Source organism: Pseudomonas sp. LBUM1669 (genome assembly GCF_059695705.1).
Map to the genome: position 1 here is coordinate 2,113,782 of NZ_CP166784.1, position 14,282 is coordinate 2,128,063.

General features: G+C 56.5%; 16 protein-coding genes. 10 read left to right on the top strand and 6 right to left on the bottom strand.

What is annotated here, in order from left to right; translation table 11 throughout:
• Positions 1–167 precede the first annotated feature (167 nt).
• From ACA051_RS09835 to ACA051_RS09845, 3 genes are all read left to right on the top strand, one after another.
• A complete protein-coding gene (locus tag ACA051_RS09835; protein ID WP_497374525.1) occupies positions 168–1,373 on the top strand; it encodes an acetyl-CoA C-acetyltransferase in 1,206 nt (401 codons plus the stop codon).
• Positions 1,374–1,398: 25 nt separating this feature from the next.
• Entirely contained in the window at positions 1,399–3,543 is a 2,145-nt protein-coding gene (locus tag ACA051_RS09840; protein WP_497374527.1) for a 3-hydroxyacyl-CoA dehydrogenase NAD-binding domain-containing protein, read from the top strand.
• 95 nt (positions 3,544–3,638) lie between these two features.
• Positions 3,639–4,361, top strand: coding sequence for an amidotransferase (locus tag ACA051_RS09845; RefSeq protein ID WP_497309442.1), 723 nt, complete (start codon positions 3,639–3,641; stop codon positions 4,359–4,361).
• 109 nt (positions 4,362–4,470) lie between these two features.
• Here the strand turns inward: ACA051_RS09845 and ACA051_RS09850 are convergent, their stop codons facing one another.
• The 5 genes from ACA051_RS09850 to ACA051_RS09870 all read right to left on the bottom strand — a co-directional run bounded on the left by ACA051_RS09850 (position 4,471) and on the right by ACA051_RS09870 (position 8,700).
• The gene (locus tag ACA051_RS09850; RefSeq protein WP_497309444.1) at positions 4,471–5,442 is read right to left on the bottom strand and encodes a magnesium and cobalt transport protein CorA; all 972 of its coding nucleotides are present in this window, start codon (positions 5,440–5,442) and stop codon (positions 4,471–4,473) included.
• Between the two features lie 161 nt (positions 5,443–5,603).
• Positions 5,604–6,326 carry a 1-acylglycerol-3-phosphate O-acyltransferase gene (locus ACA051_RS09855; protein WP_497309446.1) on the bottom strand — a complete coding sequence of 241 codons (723 nt, stop codon included), beginning with the start codon at positions 6,324–6,326 and terminating at the stop codon, positions 5,604–5,606.
• Positions 6,327–6,540: 214 nt separating this feature from the next.
• Positions 6,541–7,230, bottom strand: coding sequence for a crotonase/enoyl-CoA hydratase family protein (locus tag ACA051_RS09860; RefSeq protein ID WP_497334829.1), 690 nt, complete (start codon positions 7,228–7,230; stop codon positions 6,541–6,543).
• Between the two features lie 41 nt (positions 7,231–7,271).
• Positions 7,272–8,384, bottom strand: coding sequence for a phage integrase (locus ACA051_RS09865; RefSeq protein ID WP_497374529.1), 1,113 nt, complete (start codon positions 8,382–8,384; stop codon positions 7,272–7,274).
• Between the two features lie 55 nt (positions 8,385–8,439).
• Positions 8,440–8,700 (bottom strand): helix-turn-helix domain-containing protein, encoded by a 261-nt coding sequence (locus ACA051_RS09870; RefSeq protein WP_245006776.1) that lies wholly within the window; start codon positions 8,698–8,700, stop codon positions 8,440–8,442.
• 65 nt (positions 8,701–8,765) lie between these two features.
• On the opposite strand from ACA051_RS09870, the gene ACA051_RS09875 reads away from it, so the two are divergent.
• The 7 genes from ACA051_RS09875 (at position 8,766) to ACA051_RS09905 (ending at position 13,984) form a co-directional block, all read left to right on the top strand.
• Positions 8,766–9,005, top strand: a complete 240-nt coding sequence (locus tag ACA051_RS09875) for a hypothetical protein (RefSeq protein WP_221106955.1) — start codon at positions 8,766–8,768, stop codon at positions 9,003–9,005.
• 11 nt (positions 9,006–9,016) lie between these two features.
• Positions 9,017–11,668 (top strand): toprim domain-containing protein, encoded by a 2,652-nt coding sequence (locus tag ACA051_RS09880; protein ID WP_497374531.1) that lies wholly within the window; start codon positions 9,017–9,019, stop codon positions 11,666–11,668.
• Between the two features lie 470 nt (positions 11,669–12,138).
• A complete protein-coding gene (locus tag ACA051_RS09885) occupies positions 12,139–12,432 on the top strand; it encodes a hypothetical protein (protein ID WP_497316663.1) in 294 nt (97 codons plus the stop codon).
• A 14-nt stretch (positions 12,433–12,446) separates the two neighbouring features.
• Complete coding sequence (locus ACA051_RS09890; protein WP_497316665.1) at positions 12,447–12,698, top strand: hypothetical protein; 252 nt, start codon at positions 12,447–12,449, stop codon at positions 12,696–12,698.
• Positions 12,699–12,760: 62 nt separating this feature from the next.
• Positions 12,761–13,039 (top strand): hypothetical protein, encoded by a 279-nt coding sequence (locus ACA051_RS09895; protein WP_497374533.1) that lies wholly within the window; start codon positions 12,761–12,763, stop codon positions 13,037–13,039.
• A complete protein-coding gene (locus tag ACA051_RS09900) occupies positions 13,033–13,266 on the top strand; it encodes a hypothetical protein (RefSeq protein WP_221106940.1) in 234 nt (77 codons plus the stop codon). Before ACA051_RS09895 ends, ACA051_RS09900 begins: the two co-directional genes overlap by 7 nt.
• Positions 13,267–13,780: 514 nt before the next feature.
• Positions 13,781–13,984 (top strand): hypothetical protein, encoded by a 204-nt coding sequence (locus ACA051_RS09905; RefSeq protein WP_221106939.1) that lies wholly within the window; start codon positions 13,781–13,783, stop codon positions 13,982–13,984.
• On the opposite strand, the gene ACA051_RS09910 is transcribed toward ACA051_RS09905, so the two are convergent.
• The gene (locus tag ACA051_RS09910; RefSeq protein WP_221106938.1) at positions 13,969–14,229 is read right to left on the bottom strand and encodes an ogr/Delta-like zinc finger family protein; all 261 of its coding nucleotides are present in this window, start codon (positions 14,227–14,229) and stop codon (positions 13,969–13,971) included. The genes ACA051_RS09905 and ACA051_RS09910 overlap by 16 nt on opposite strands.
• Positions 14,230–14,282: the final 53 nt, after the last annotated feature.

A 14,282-nucleotide genomic window follows, 5' to 3' on the forward strand; every position in this document is an offset into this window, starting at 1 on the left:
CGTTTGCTAGACAGCTTGGTGACGTCAATCGGTTAATCCTCACGTGAGCGACCGTCCGTCTGAGCGTGTCCGTCAACAACAGTGAGCACTGCGGTCATTGAATCCACGGCGGCTCGGCCTAAGGTGGAAGCTCAGTATTTACTCACCCGCCCAGGTTCGAGGACGTCATGACCCAAGCTTTGATTTTCGACGCGTTACGCACGCCCCGTGGCAAAGGTAAGGCCGATGGCGCCTTGCACAGTGTCAAACCGGTGAGTCTGGTGGCCGGGCTGCTCACGGCGTTGCAGCAGCGCACTTCACTGGACACCAGTCAGGTCGATGACGTGGTGCTCGGCTGTGTCACGCCAATTGGCGATCAGGGCTCCGATATTGCCAAGACCGCGGCACAAGTCGCCGACTGGGACGTCAGCGTGTCTGGGGTGCAGATCAATCGCTTCTGCGCTTCGGGGCTGGAAGCCGTAAACCTCGGCGCGATGAAGGTCCGTTCCGGTTTCGAAGACTTGGTGGTAGTCGGCGGTGTCGAGTCGATGTCCCGCGTGCCCATGGGCAGCGACGGCGGCGCTTGGGCGCTGGACCCGGAAACCAATCTGCACAGCCATTTCACCCCGCAAGGCGTCGGCGCCGACCTGATCGCCACGATTGAAGGCTTCAGCCGCCAGGATGTCGATGCCTACGCGCTACATTCCCAACAAAAGGCAGCGCGGGCGCGGGTCAACGGCTCGTTCAACAAATCGCTGGTGCCGGTGCAGGACCAGAACGGCATCATCCTGCTCGATCACGATGAGTTCATCCGCGCCGAATCCACCCTCGAAGGCCTGGGCAAACTCAAACCGAGCTTCGAGATGATGGGGCAAATGGGCTTCGACGCCACCGCATTGCGCGTTTACAGCCATGTCGAGCGGATCAACCACGTCCACACCCCGGGCAACAGTTCCGGCATCGTCGATGGCGCCGCCCTGATGCTGATTGGTTCCGAGGCCAAAGGCCGTGCGCTGGGTCTGCAGCCTCGGGCGCGGATTGTCGCCACAGCGGTCACCAGCACCGACCCGACCATCATGCTCACCGGCCCGGCGCCGGCCACCCGTAAAGCACTGGCCAAGGCCGGGCTGCGGGTTGAAGACATCGATCTGTTCGAGGTCAACGAAGCCTTCGCCTCGGTGGTGCTGAAATTCATCAAGGATATGGCCATCGACCCCGACAAGGTCAACGTCAACGGCGGCTCCATCGCCATGGGGCACCCGCTGGGCGCCACCGGCTGCGCGATTCTCGGCACGCTGCTCGATGAGCTGGAAACCCGGCGCCTGCGCTATGGCCTCGCGACGCTGTGTGTCGGTGGCGGCATGGGCATTGCCACCATCATCGAACGCCTCTGAGCCTCGACCTTAAGGAACAAGTGACATGACTGAAGCCATTCGTTACGAAAAAGGTCAGGACCAGATCGTGGTCCTGACCATCGACATGCCGGGCCAGAGCGCCAACACCATGAACGCGGTCTATCGCGAGGCGATGGCCGCTTGCGTCGCCCGCCTGGTGGCCGAAAAGGACAGCATTGCCGGCGTCATCATCACCTCGGGCAAAAAAACCTTCTTTGCCGGCGGCGACCTCAATGAACTGATCAAGGTCGGCAAACCCGAAGCCAAACCCTTTTACGACATGGTCCTGACGCTCAAAGGCCAATTGCGCACCCTGGAAACCCTCGGCAAACCGGTGGTGGCCGCGATCAATGGCGCGGCGCTGGGCGGAGGTTGGGAAATCTGCCTCGCCTGCCATCACCGCGTCGCGCTGGACAATCCGTCAGTGCAACTCGGCCTGCCGGAAGTCACCCTTGGCTTGCTACCGGGCGGCGGCGGGGTGGTGCGCATGGTGCGCATGCTGGGCATCGAGAAAGCCTTGCCGTACTTGCTCGAAGGCAAGAAAGTCCGGCCGCAACAGGCCTTGCTAGCGGGTTTGATCGATGAACTGGCCGCGGATCGCGATGAACTGCTGAACAAGGCGCGTGCCTGGATTGTCGCCAATCCGACCGCCGTACAGCGGTGGGACGTGAAGGGTTATCAGATTCCGGGCGGCACGCCGTCGAACCCGAAAGTCGCACAAATGCTTGCCATTGCGCCGTCGATCCTGCGCAGCAAAACACAGGGCTGCATGCCGGCGCCGGAGAAAATTCTTTGCGCGGTGGTTGAAGGTGCCCAGGTGGATTTTGACACCGCCCACCTGATCGAAACCCGCTATTTCACGGAACTGACCACCGGGCAAATCTCGAAAAACCTGATCGGCACCTTCTGGTTCCAGCTCAACGAGATCAACGCCGGCGGCTCGCGGCCCAAGGGGGTTGCACCTTGCGTCACGCAAAAAGTCGGCGTGCTCGGGGCCGGGATGATGGGCGCGGGAATCGCCTTTGTCAGCGCCTCGGCCGGCATTGAAGTGGTGCTTAAGGACATCAACCTCGCAGCAGCGGAGAAGGGCAAGGCCCATTCGGCGGCGCTGCTGGACAAGAAAGTCGCCCGCGGCCAGATGATTGCGGAGCAGCGCGAGGCGATTCTGGCGCGGATCCATACCACAGAAAGCGATGCAGACCTGGCCGGCTGCGATCTGATCATTGAAGCGGTGTTCGAAGATCGCGAGCTGAAAGCCAACGTCTCCTCCGCGGCACAGAAACTCGTCGGCCCGGCCGCAGTGATCGCCTCCAACACCTCGACCTTGCCGATCAGCGGACTTGCCACCGCCGTACCGGATCAAACGAAGTTCATCGGTCTGCATTTCTTCAGCCCGGTTGAGAAAATGCCGCTGGTGGAAATTATCAAAGGCGCCAACACCAGCGACGACACCCTGGCGCGCGGATTCGATTTCGTCCTGCAAATCAAGAAAACCCCGATTGTGGTCAACGACAGTCGCGGCTTCTTCACTTCGCGGGTGTTCGGCACCTTCACCAACGAAGGCATCGCCATGCTCGGCGAAGGCGTGAGCGCACCGATGATCGAGACAGAAGCGCGCAAGGCCGGCATGCCGATCGGGCCTCTGGCGATCTCCGACGAAGTTTCCCTCAGCCTGATGAGCCATATCCGCCAGCAAACCGCCAAAGACCTGCAAGCAGAAGGCAAACCGCTGATTGAGCACCCGGCGTTCGCCGTGATTGATTTGCTGCTCAATGAATACAAGCGGCCCGGTAAAGCCGCAGGAGGCGGTTTCTACGAGTACCCCGCCGGTGGCCAGAAACATCTGTGGCCCGAGCTCAAAACCCGTTTCGAGAAAGCTGACGGGCAGATTTCGCCAAAGGATGTGCGCGATCGCCTGCTGTTCGTGCAAGCCATCGAAACCGTGCGTTGTGTGGAGGAGGGCGTGCTGACCTCGACGGCGGACGCCAACGTCGGCTCGATCTTCGGTATCGGCTTCGCGGCCTGGACCGGTGGCGCGCTGCAGTTCATCAACCAATACGGAGTGAGAGACTTCGTCGCCCGCGCCCAGTACCTGGCCCAGCAGTATGGCGAGCGTTTTGCGCCGCCGGCGTTGCTGCTGGAAAAAGCGGCCAAAGGGGAGGCCTTCTAAGGGACGTATGACGCCTTCCGGGGCTTGCCTTGTTACGGTGTTTCGAGGCAGGCTCTGGGGTGTGCATTATTCCCATCACGTGTCAGGTATTTTTTATGTCGTTACGCATCTGCATTCTGGAAACCGACATCCTGCGTCCGGAACTGGTCGATCAATATCAGGGTTACGGGCAGATGTTCCAGAATCTGTTTTCGCAGCAACCCATCGCTGCCGAGTTCACCGTGTACAACGTGATGCAGGGCGAGTACCCGAGTGACGATCTGACCTTCGACGCCTACCTCGTCACCGGCAGCAAGGCCGATTCCTTCGGCACCGATCCGTGGATTGAAACCCTGCGGGCCTACTTGCTGAAGCGCTATGAGCGTGGCGACAAGTTGCTGGGCGTGTGCTTCGGCCATCAGTTGTTGGCGCTGCTGCTGGGTGGCAAAAGCGAACGTGCGACCCAAGGTTGGGGCGTCGGTACTCACCAATACAAACTCGCTGCCAAGGCGCCATGGATGAGTCCTGTGCGTGAAGAACTGACCTTGTTGATCAGCCACCAGGATCAGGTGACGTCGTTACCGGAAAACGCCACGGTTATTGCCTCGAGCGATTTCTGCCCGTTCGCCGCGTACCACATCAACGATCAGGTGCTGTGCTTCCAGGGGCACCCGGAATTCATTCACGACTATTCGCGGGCGCTGCTGGAGATTCGGCAGGAGGCGCTGGGCGAGCAGGTCTATACCAAAGGCGTGGCAAGCCTTGAACAGGAGCATCACGGCGCTACGGTTGCGGAGTGGATGATGCGGTTTGTGGCGCACAAGCCAGAGGCTGTTTGAAACTTTAAAAGCTTCGCGGGCAAGCCTCGCTCCTACGGGTTTTGTGAGCGACACAGATCCCCGTAGGAGCGAGGCTCGCCCGCGAACATCACAGGCGCCGCAGTAATGGCTACAACCACCCCGACCTCTTGAAACTCGCCCACAAACTCACACACCCCACCGCAATAAACCCCAACACCGCAAAATACCCGTAATGCCAGGTCAACTCCGGCATGTTCTGGAAATTCATCCCGTAAATCCCCGCCACCGCCGTCGGGAACGCCAGAATTGCCGCCCACGCCGCAAACTTGCGCTGCACCACGCTCTGCCGTGACGCCTCCAACAGCACCCCGACCTCGATGGTCTGGCTGGCAATATCGGCCAAGGTCGTCAGGTCCTCCATCTGCCGTGTTACGTGAATCTGCACATCGCGAAAGTACGGGCGCATGTTCTTGTCGATAAACGGAAAGCTCAGCTTCTGCAGTTCCTCACCGATCTCTACCATCGGCGCCGCATAACGACGCAGGCGCAAAACGTCTCGGCGCAGGCCATGCAGCTTCTGGATGTCATGTTCATTCAACGCGCTGCACAACACGTTGCGCTCCAGCTCATCGATCTCGGCATGGATCGCTTCGCCCACCGGCTGGTAGTTTTCAATCACGAAATCGAGGATGGCATAGAGTACGAAATCTTCCCCATGCTCCAACAACAGCGGACGCGCCTCACAACGCTGGCGGACAAGCGCGTAGGACGCCGAATGACCGTTGCGCGCGGTAATGATGTACCCGTTGCCGGCAAAGATATGAGTCTCGATGAACTCCAGTTTGCCTTCGTGCCGGACCGGAGAATACGTGACGATAAACAAGGCGTCGCCGAAGGTCTCGAGCTTCGGTCGGCTGTGTTTTTCCAGGGCGTCCTCGATGGCCAGTTCGTGCAGGTTGAACTGGCGTTGCAGGTTGCTCAGCTCCAGGGCGTTCGGCTCTTCGAGGCCGATCCAGACAAAGTGGTCAGGCTTTGCAGCCCAGGCAGCGCCTTCGTCGAGGGTGATATTGGAGACTTTTTTTCCGGCGCTATAAACCGCAGCAGCAACAACTCTACCCATGATTTTGGTTCACTTCTTATTAGCGCTTTTGATTAACAAAGACCCAGTGGCAAGTCGTGCTCAGCTTAGCCTTGTCTGTTGCTTGAGAGTCAATGAAATCTGCCGAGTTCGCCGGCAGAAGCTCGCTGGCGAAAAAAACCCGCACTAGGCGGGTTTTATTGTTAAGCGGCTTGGAGTTGCCGGTCCATCGACTCGATGCATTCGCGCATTTGCTCGCGGCACTGGGCAATCAGCAGGGGCATGTCGTCCAGGCTCAATCCCGCCGTAGGAATCGCCGGCAGCGAGCGGATCAGAATTTTTCCACTGCGCCAGCGGTTCAATCGCATGTGTTTGACGTAACTGCTGACACACACCGGCACGATCGGCACGCCTGCGGCGATCGCCATCTGGAACGCGCCTTTCTTGAACGGCAGCAACTCTTCACCGAGGTTGCGCGTGCCTTCCGGGAAAACCCAGATCGACGTGTCTTCATGCTGCAAAGTGTGCGTGGTGGTCAGCATCGACTGGCGCGCCTTGTGCGCATTGCCGCGATCGATCAACACATTGCCGGCCAACCAGAACAACTGCCCGAACAGCGGCACCCACTTCAGGCTTTTTTTGCCGATGCACACGGTACGGCGGGGCACCACGTTGCCGAACACAAACAGATCGTAGTTGGACTGGTGGTTGGCGATGATCACGCAGCTTTCGGGTTTATCCATCAATGGCCCGACATCGGCCTTCACCCGCAAACGCAAAATACACATCGCCGGCCACGCATACAGACGCGCACACAACCGGCTGTTGTCCGGGTTGAACGGGCGGCACAGGCCCAGAATCACGCCAAGCACACCGGCCAGAATAAAGTGCAGGCCCATCAATAACATACGAAACACAAACAGCATTTACAGGCCCCACCGGGACAAAAGGTGGCGCAGTGTACGGATGTGCACTGTTTTCGGCAATTGCCGCTATAGAGGGAGGAGATAGGCGATGTTTGTGCGCATGTTTCCGACTTGTGGGTCAGAGGCGTGCTAGAGCGGTTGTGGGATTTTCAACAGCGTGCGTATGAAAAAGCCCGACACGACGGTCGGGCTTTTCTGTGAAGCCTGTCCGGGCTTAACCCATGTGTTCCTGATCCAGGATGATCGCGTTGTCCAGCGTATCGAGGAGCGCCTTGCGCACTTTCAACTTGGTGTTCTTGTGCGCGGTCATGTTGATCTTCTTCAACTGACGCGCCGCCGCCAGCGCAGCACCTTGCAGCTCTTCGGCCGACACCACAACGTCGAGGAAACCGGCATCCACAGCGCTCTGTGGATTAAACATCTCACCGTTGATGACGGAGCGGTGGAACGCCGATTTGCGCAGACGATCACGCGCGATCTCGATACCGGCGTGGTGCATGGTCATGCCGATCTGCACTTCGTTCAAACCAATGCTGAACGGGCCGTCGACACCAATGCGGTAGTCCGCCGACAACAGCAGGAAAGCGCCCTTGGCCACCGCATGCCCAGGGCACGCCACAATCACCGGGAACGGATGCGACAACAGACGACGAGCCAGCGTCGAGCCGGCCGTCACCAGCGCGACCGCTTCTTTCGGGCCGGACGTCATCACCTTCAAGTCATAACCGCCGGACAGAATCCCGGGCGTACCGGTAATGATCACCACCGCACGATCAGTCACCGCCTGATCCAGCGCAGCATTAAACGCAGCAATCACGTCCGGGGAAATGGCATTGACCTTGCCGTTGCTCAGGGTCAGGGTCGCGATACCGTCTTCGAGATGGTAGGAAATCAGGTCGCTCATCTTGTGTTCCTTTTGTTTTTAATAGGCTGAAACCCTTTTATTTAAAGGGTTTGGTTGATTTCTTCGGGTTGGGTCTGTACAGCTTTTCTTTGTGTGGTGTCCACAAAGTGTCCACGGCTGCCAGCGAGAGGGTTCAAATTGACAACCTCCGCAAGGTGGCCGGGGCTGAAGTGGGCATAACGGATAGTCATTTCCAGTGTTGAATGTCCAAGCACCCGCTGCAATGTGAGGATGTCCCCGCCGTTCATCATGTAGTGACTGGCGAAGGTATGACGCAGGACATGCGTAACCTGGCCCTTTGGTAAGCCAAGGTCTAATTCGTTTACGACATCGGAAAAGGTGTACCAGGTTTCCCGGTAGGAAGACTTGAACGGCATAGCTTCTGTAAGCAATTTCTCCAGCGCCGGCGAGATTGGAACCGTGCGGTTTTTGGCTGACTTCGTTCGAGTGAAGTGAATGCGACCGTCCCTCACTTGCCCTGGCTCCAGATTTGCCGCTTCTGCCCACCGTGCGCCAGTTGAAAGGCAGACGCGTGCGATGGCGCTAACGTCTGACTCGTCTTCGTCAAGGCGCGTCAGCAGCAGCGATATTTGATCGCTGGACAGATAGGCCATCTCGCTTTGATCGAACTTCAAGGCCCGGACCTTGGATAACGGGTTTTCCCCTGACCACTCCCCCAAGCGCTCCAGTTCATTGAACACAGCACGCAAGTAGCTCAGTTCGTGGTTTGCCGTGTTCGCTGTGATCGGCGTCGTGGCTCCGTTCCGTTTGCCATCTTCGTCTACTTTTGCGCGGCCCCATTTACCGGCGAGCCGATCTGATCGGTATTGGGTAAAGCTACTCGCGGTGAAGTCGGTAGCCCGAGGATCGCCCAGGTTTTTGACCATGCGCTCAAGGAAGGCTAGGCATTTTTCACCTCTCTTGAGGTGGCAGCCGTGGAGCCTGAACCATAGAGAAACGAGGTCTGAAAGCCGGCGTTCGTCCTGTTTTGGCTTCTTTTCAAACTCGCCTTTGGCACCGTCCCCCATCAAGCGACGTTCGTAAACCATTGCTTCGTTTTTGGTTCGAAATTTTTTCCTAACACGTGCGCCTGCGCGGCCATCCGGCCGACAGTCCACGAGCCATTCACCAGACTCAAGCTTTTTTAATGACATAAGCCGCACACAAGTCGGATGGAAAAAAGGCTCACAGGACAATCCTTGTCAGAGGTTAGAGAGGGCTGATCTGGCCGCATTCTGGTGCTACGTCGCCGGTCATTAACCAAAGCGTGTATTTCTTGAAACGCGGGTGGTTGACGATCTTGAAAATGGGTGGGGCGCCCATTTCAGCAATGCCTGCCTCGTATTTTTTGTAGCTGCTGATGCTGATTTCCATCACCTCGCAGAACTCATTTTGAGTGAGCGCTTCCTTCGCCCTGATCGCCTTCAGCTTCGCTGGAATTTCCACGATGTCTCCCTTGACAAGTTCCATGCATGGAACCAAGATAGTTCCATATCTGGAACTTTTTCAGAATATATACCCACGGAGAATACCAAATGCAGGTTGTAATCGACACGCCATACGTGACCCCAGATGAGTTTGCGCGTCGTGCTGGGCTCTCGGAGCGCTCTGTGCGTCACAAAATAGACCAAGGAATGATTCTGGTCAGAGAGAAAGAGCCAGGCCAAAAGAAAGGCACGGTCTTCATCAATATGGTCTACCTGGCTATGGAGGCGACGGAACAGGCCGAGCGTGTTCGGGGTGGGAAAAGTAAGAGCAAGACTGGCGAGCAGTAAGGGGCCAGGGAATGCAATTCGAAGACATCTATCGCCTGGAAGTGGTCGCCGCGTTGGAGCATGACCACGAGCTGGATTTTAAGGACATTGGCAGTACCTACTTCCAAAAGGGAGTCTGCCCAGGCTGTAGCGAACGCACGCTGTACATTGCCCGCAAGCAGCCCTACCAACTCAAGTGCAACCGCCTGATTCAGTGCCAGTTCGAAGAAAAGACCCGGGAACGTTACAGCCATCTGTTCGAAAACCTTAGTGAACGGTTTCCTCGTACCGAGACAAATCCGAATGCTACGGCCGACGCTTACTTACAGCGTAATCGCGGTTTCGATATCAGCAAGATGAAAGGCTGGTACGTGCAAAGCAGACGCAAAATGAAGGATGACCAGTGGGCGGACACAGTCCGTTTCCCGCTCTGCGACGGCTATTGGGAACGAATCATTGACGCGACGATGGTCACGGCCAATGGCGGGGACAAAGCCGGCATCAAGTACAAGATGTCCTACAAGGGAGGCGCTTGGGTTCCGCCAGGCATGTCGATCGAGCAAGGGGATACCGTCTATGTCGTTGAGGGCATCTTCCATGCGATCGCTTTGTTTCTGGCTGGCTACAAGGCCGTCGCGTCTATCTCAGCCAACAACTTCCCCTGGGACATGATCGAGGCACACAAAGGCCTGAAGGTGCGCTGGATCATCGCCTTGGACGATGACGCGGCCGGCCACTCAGTTATTCCGAAGTACCGCAGCCAGTTGCTTGCCCGTGATGAACTGGCATGGGTAGCCCTTGCCGGCAACGACCGCGATTGGGACGACGTCTATCGCGACGGTCAGTTGAATGATCAATTTATGCAGGAGGCCAATTACCAGGGGCGCATCTTTGTTGCCGAGAGTCCTGCAAAAAAGGCTTACCTGCTGCACAAGAAAAAACCGCTCAACTTCTTCCTACTGGACTTCGGCGAACGGCTGTACTCCGCCAAGGTGAACTCCGACCTGAACAAGCCGCGGGAAGATGAAGAGGCGGTCCCTCGCGAGCAGCTGTTCTACAAATACTGCGACATCAAGCAGGTGGCCAACTGCGTGCCGCAGTTCGAATACATCCAGCGAGATGCGATCAGCGGTGACCAGCAGTTTTTCTTCCAATTCAACTTCCCCAACGCGGCGCAAAACTGCAAGGAACCGTTGGCGCCGAACTCTATCGGTGATCCGCGGAGCTTCGCCAAATCGCTGCTGGAACGCACCCCAGGCGGCAACTTCGAAGGCGGGGAAAAGGTCTTGGCCATGCTGCGCAGCAAGTGGCTGGATAACGCCCTGACCGTCCGGTCGCTGCCCTTCGTCGGCTACGACGCTGCCAGTAAGACCTACTGCTATCAGAAGTTTGGGTATCACAAGGGGCGTGAGTACATGGCCAACAATCACGGCTACCTAGAGATTGGGAAAGCGGGCCTAAAAACCTCGCTCAATAGCCTGGCCATCGTCCGTGGTTCTGATTTCGATCCGAGTTGGTTTTCTGACTTCTTTGCAGTGCATCACTTGAACGGGCTTGCCGTGTTGTCGTGGTGGACCGCGACGTTGTTCGTCCAGCAGATCCGCAGCAAACAAGAGTCCTGGTTATTTCTGGAGCTGACGGGGGACGCCGGTGCCGGTAAATCCAGCTTGCTGCGCTTCCTGTGGCGCTTGCTCGGGCGCTCCAACTATGAAGGCATCAAACCCAACAGCGACGGCGCCAGTGCCATCGGTCTGACCCGTGCGCTGTCCCAGGTCAGCAACTTTCCGGTGGTATTGATCGAGTCTGACAGCCAGAGCGTTGACGCCCAGGGCCGCACCGTTATCAGCCAGTACAACTGGGAAAAGTGGAAACCGCTGTTTGACCACAACGCCACGCTCCGCACGGTGGGGGTGAAGTCCTCGAGCAATGACACCGACAGTTTGATCTTCCTGGCCGCGTTGTGCATTTCGCAAAACGCCAGTGTTGAGGGCTCAGAAGCGATCCTGACCCGGATCGGCCACCTTCATGCAACCCGGGCACACCACACCCCGGCGTTGAAGGCGCTCGCCACCCGCTTGAACGGATTTCCTGTCGAACAGCTGTCGGGTTACCTGGGGCATTGCCTCGGGCAGGAATCAGCCTGGCTGCAGCGCTATTTCGATGCGTTCCCATTGTATGAGCAACGTCTGCAGGCCAACCCGGTGATTCAGCATCAACGGATTGTTCTCTGTCATGCGCAGATGATGGCTGCCGCAAAAGCCACTCAGGGACTGTTTCCCGACTGGGGTGACGACGCTTTGGAACAGGTCATCAAGCACATTGAGCGCCGCGCCATCGATCGGCAACAACGCGTCAGTACCGAGAACCCAACGGCGGGACGCTTCTGGCAGATCTATCACTACCTCAATGAAAGAGTGGTTTCGATCAGCGACGAAGCTGGCGATCGTGAAGTCATTCAGGAAACGCTCAATCACAGCGCTGACAAAGACCTGATTGCTATCAACATCGAGCACTTCCACAACGCCTGTCGCCTCGCGGGCCAAGAAGTCATTCACGCGACACAGCTGCACCGCGCACTGCCGCTCAGCACCTCACACACCTTTGTTGAGACTCGAAAAGTTCGCTCGGTCATTGAGAAGCGCTCGCTCAACTGCTGGCTGTTCCGGAAGGGGAGTAAATCCTGATGAAGGTCCTGTGGATAAAAAGGCGTGTAGGGGGGCAAACCAGTGTTTTTGAAGGAATGCGAGTGTGGCCACTCAATGGCCGGAATATCTGGAACATGAATATCTATAAGGAAAATATCTATAAAAAACATATAGATAAAACAACATGCCCCATCAATCAAGACCGGAACACGCTGGATCACACCGGAACATCTTTCCGATCCCTGTTCCGCAAGTGTTCCGTCAAGGCCATTTGCCGGAACTCCTCGCCAGCCCTTGTAGATCAGGGCCTACAGCAGATTTCGAAGAAATCCCGTTCTGCGATGTTCCGGCTCTGGGTCGATAGCAGTAATCACCCTGAAAGCCCCGTAAACAGCGGGTTCGCCATTTTCAACTTTTAGTCGTTCTGGATGTTCCAGGGTACACCCGGGCACACGCGGTATTTTTTGGGCCAGGAGCCCGATTCAACCAGTAGAAAAGGGAGCAACACCATGCAGGTACAAGTCATCACCGGTGAGCAGCGCACCGGCAAAACCACCCGATTGCGAGCCATCCAAGCCGAATTGAAAGGCCAGGGGATCGAGGCGCCAATCATCGTCGGCGAACACTGCACAACCCCGTTCTTCATCACTCGAATTGCCGATCAGGCCATGGCCGGTAACAAGCAATTTCTGGCAGACGACTGCACCCGGTTCCAGATCCAAGCCGTTATGGAATTGAAAGCGCGGGGCATTCACTCGGGTATCCCATCTGATTTCGTGGTGCACCTGGTGCGCCAGGCCTGAGGGGGAAAGTTGCAATGATTCTTCGCTACCGCGCGAACACTTTGCCCGGCCAGTTGCCGCTGCCGTCCGATTACGTGGCGCAGCGCACAGCCGAAGACCTAGCCGAACTGGCGGCCGCCGCACATTGGAGGGATCACCCAGAAGACGCCCCGACGTTTATCACCGTCGTGCACATGCAGGACGTTGACGGTGATGACTTGGGGTTGTTTGAAGTGCGCTGTGAACAGCGCCCGGTATTCACGGCGAGCCGATTGCGGCAAGCGTGAGAGAGACGGTGTCGAGGAGTTCGCACCTCCCCGACACCAACCACTACAAGAGGAGCAACACCATGCAAGCACAGCACCCGAGCAGCAGCAGCCACAAGGCTATCACACAGCCAGAGCAACGCCGCGGCACCATTAACACAACGCGTCCAATGTTGGCCGTCGCCGTGATCGGCGCGGCGCTGATTGGTTACCTGGTCCACAAGACACCCGAAGCCCGAGAGCGCCTAGAAAACTTGGCAGACATGGCGCAAGCCTTGGGTGAATTATCTGATCGCGATGCCGCCGTAGTCGCGCAGTTGCTCGCCAAACCTTCGGAATCACAGGATGTATCCCTATGCTGATCGACAGACAATTCATTGCCGTTTCGGACGACCAAGAGCAAAAGGCTCGCCAGCAACTTGAACTGCCGACTGACTTCCATTTAGTAGAGGCGACTCGATTGCTTCAACACGAAACCGGCAATGGCCTAGTGCAAATCCCGCTGCCTGGTGGGCAGGTCGTTGCAGCTTTCGAAACCGCTGATGGCCGCCGACGCTACGGCGTGATCAAAATTGATGGTTTGGTGTGATGAGGTGCGAAACACTTAGCCGTTAATACTCCCATATCCTGAACGTAAAGGGCGCCTTGTAGGCGCCCTTTTTTACAAGTCCGATGAGTCAGTGCTGAAATGTCGGATTGTTACATTACTGTAGGTGCTATTCGGCTCTTCATGATTTGCAGTGTGCCTAGTTTTGTGCAATATCATTATACTTAGCGTTATGGCGCCTTACGGTTTTAGTGTATTAGCGCTTTAACGTTTTTGTGTTAAGTGCCTTCTGAAGGTTATGGATGTTTGAATAAGTTAAAAAGTGGGAGTTTGTACTTTTGTACTGACTCTCTTGAAACCGAAAAGGCACAGCCGCATACCCCTAGCCCTAACAGGCACGGGGTGAAGTCACGGATTTTCGTGTGCCGGCGGCCCCCATAAAAATAAAATGACCTATCTTGAAAGTTTTACAAGGATTAAAAAAAGCGCTTGACGATTCAAAAAGCCACTAACTAAACTTCGGCCCATCGAGAACCGCCAAACAGGAAGTTTTACAATGATGGACGCCGGACCAAAAAAAACAGAGCTGATCGATGAGGCGCATAGTCTCGGAAATAAGTTCATATTTTTGATGGGTGCGTCAGCCTCAGAGCTTCAGTTATCTGAGCGCGCTAGAAATGGCTTTTTAGAAATGAGTGCTGATGTTATAAAAAATTTCAGCGAATTTGAGATTAAGTTAAAAAACTATAGGGCGAGTTGAGTACCCAGCTGATCGAATAGCTCGCGTTGTTGGGCGCGGGTAAGGTCGCGAAGTCGATCAAACACTAGGCGATCACACGATTGGGCAGAAGGGCTCAAGGTGTGAGAAAAAGTGAGGTTAGCAACCCACGTATGACCGCACGCCGCGTCACCACATTGGCAGTAAAGCTTGGCAAACTCTTTCGAAAGATCATCTCGCGAAGCGATTCGTCCTTTACTGCCACACTCTTTGCAATACACCCGCATAACGCCCCTTCCCCAAGGTTCCATATAAGGCACTATTTTGCCACAGCAAGTAG